Origin of the sequence: Bradyrhizobium sp., assembly GCF_049586575.1 — a bacterium.
Taxonomy (GTDB): Bacteria; Pseudomonadota; Alphaproteobacteria; order Rhizobiales; family Xanthobacteraceae; genus Bradyrhizobium.
On record NZ_JBAVCF010000288.1, the window covers coordinates 1 to 2,482 of the forward strand.

The window sequence follows — 2,482 nt, forward strand, 5'->3', positions numbered from 1 at the left end:
GGTACCCGCGCTTTTTCTGATCGCGCTCTTGTTCTGTGGGGGCAATGTAGCTCTGGGCGCGGAGGACAAGCCGCCCGATCAAATCACCGCTGCGCAGATGATGGACGATCTGATGTACGGCCGCGGCACGGTGGGCGGACCCTTCACGCTCATCGACCAGAACGGACACCGGCGCAGCGATAACGAGTTTCGCGGCAAGCTGATGATCGTCTATTTCGGTTACACGTTCTGTCCCGACGTCTGCCCGGCCGACCTGATGGCGATCACGCAGGCGCTCGATGCATTGGGTCCCGCGGCCGATGGCATCCAGCCGATCTTCATCACCGTCGATCCCGAGCGCGACACGAAACTGCTCGCGGAATATGTCTCAGCCTTTCACAAGAGCCTGATCGGGCTGACCGGTTCGCCGGAAGAAATCCGAAAGGTCGCGAACGCCTACAAGGCGTTCTATACAAAAGTGCCCGGCACTCGCGACGGCGAATATGCGATCGACCACGCGGGCGTCATCTACCTGATGGGCAGGGACGGCGAATATCTCGGTTTCATCCCGCCGCAGACCGGCCCCGAAAAACTGACCGAAGTCCTGCGCCAATATCTTTCGAAATAGCGGAATGCTTACGTCAGCCTTACAGCAAGCGGTTCCCGTTAACCCCGTGGCCGTTTGAAAGCTTGTCGATCGCCGCAAAAGGCCGCAAAGCTTGCCGGCCAAGCTGTCACCGACGGGCCGCGCGATGCGTCTATTGGTTATCGAAGACAATGCGACATTGTCCGAGCTGCTCGCCAAGGGCCTGCGGACGGCCGGCTATGAGGTCGATTTGCTTTCCACGGCCGCCGAGGCCCGTGCGGTGCTGATGACCACGACCTATGCGGCGGTCATTCTCGATCTTGGCCTGCCCGATGGAGATGGGCTCGCCATCCTGCGTGAATTGCGCCATCGCAAGGATTCGACGCCGGTGCTGGTGCTCACCGCGCGCGGCGGCTTGCAGGATCGCGTCTCGGGCCTGCGCAGCGGCGCCGACGACTACATGGTCAAGCCGTTTGCGCTGGAAGAACTGGTGGCGCGGCTGGAGGCGCAGTTGCGCCGGCCGGGCCAGCAACTCGGTAACTCGCTTCATATCGCCAATCTCGAATTCGACCTGCGCGGCCGTCAAGCCCTGATCGACGACCAGCCCCAGGTGCTGTCGTCGCGCGAGACCGCCGTGCTCGAGCTTCTGATGCGCAGCAAGGGCAGGGTGGTCTCAAAGAAGCAGGTCGAGGACCACATTTTCGGGCTCTCGGGAGACGTCGCCTCCAACGCCATCGAGGTCTACGTCCACCGTTTGCGCAAGCAGTTGTCCGACCGGGGCGCCAAGGTGACGATCCACACCATCCGCGGCGTCGGATATCTCATCGCCGAGGAAAAGCAGTGATCCGGTTTGAATCGATCATCTCGCGCATCGTGATCCTGCATGTGATCGCGGTTGCGATCACATCGATTCTGATGTCGGTGGCGCTGTCGTGGCTGTTGAGCGTGGCCACCAACAACATCCACAACGATGCAATGGAAGAGCAGGCGGTCTCGCTCGCCGAGCATCTCGTGCTGGAGGCCGACGGCCGTCTCTCGCTGGCGCTGCCGCCGAGCCTTCAAGGGCTCTATTCGCAGCCTTATGGACGATATTCCTATGCTGTCATCGACGATGCCGGAAAGACGCTGTTCTCCTCGCTTCCGAACAACGCGCCGATCTTCGCCGCCGATCCGCGTTCGGCCACGGTAGAGTTTCTGGAGACTCACATCGGCGACGCCGCCATCTCCGGCGCCAGCGTCCGCCGCATGATCGGCGGCAAGACGGTGTGGGTGCAGGCGGCCGAAGACCTTGCCAACAGCGACGTCCTGATCGACGACATTGTCGATGATTTTTACCGGCACGTCGGCTGGATCACGCTGCCGATCCTGCTTTTGCTGCTGGTGATCGACATCGCGATCTTCCGCCGCGCGCTGTTGCCGCTGCGGCAGGCATCCGTGACCGCCCAGCATATCGGCCCCGCGCGTACCGATATCCGGCTCCCGCTTCAGGAAATTCCAAAAGAGGTGCGGCCGCTGGTTTCCGCCGTCAACAAGGCGCTCGATCGCCTCGACGAGGGATTTCGGCTGCAGCGCGAGTTCACGGCGGACGCGGCGCACGAGTTGCGCACGCCGCTCAGCATTTTGCGCACGCGCGTGGAGACCCTCGACGATCCCGGCGTTGCCAAAGCGCTGCACCAGGACATCGAGGCCATGAGCCGGGTGGTCGGCCAGCTGCTCGACATTGCCGAACTCGAGGCATTTGCCATTGATCCCGACGAGATGGCCGACCTGCAGGCGGTGTGCGCCGAGGTCGCGGGTTTTGTCGCGCCGCTCGCGCTCGAACAGGGACGGGAGATCGCGCTACTCGGCGCCACCGCGCCGGTCTGGGTCAAGGGCAATGCCGAGATGATGAAGCGGGCGATCCGCAATCTCGCCGAA

The 2,482-nt window shown here is 62.7% G+C and carries 3 protein-coding genes; all 3 read left to right on the plus strand.

Features of this window, described 5'->3' with window-relative positions:
• Positions 1 to 607 (plus strand): SCO family protein (locus WB528_RS11180; RefSeq protein ID WP_423888475.1); only part of this gene is annotated, 607 nt, incomplete at its 5' end.
• 124 nt (positions 608 to 731) lie between these two features.
• A complete protein-coding gene (locus tag WB528_RS11185) occupies positions 732 to 1,409 on the plus strand; it encodes a response regulator (protein ID WP_423888476.1) in 678 nt (225 codons plus the stop codon).
• The coding region (locus WB528_RS11190; RefSeq protein ID WP_423888477.1) for a histidine kinase dimerization/phospho-acceptor domain-containing protein at positions 1,406 to 2,482 on the plus strand (1,077 nt) is incomplete at its 3' end. The genes WB528_RS11185 and WB528_RS11190, both read left to right, overlap by 4 nt.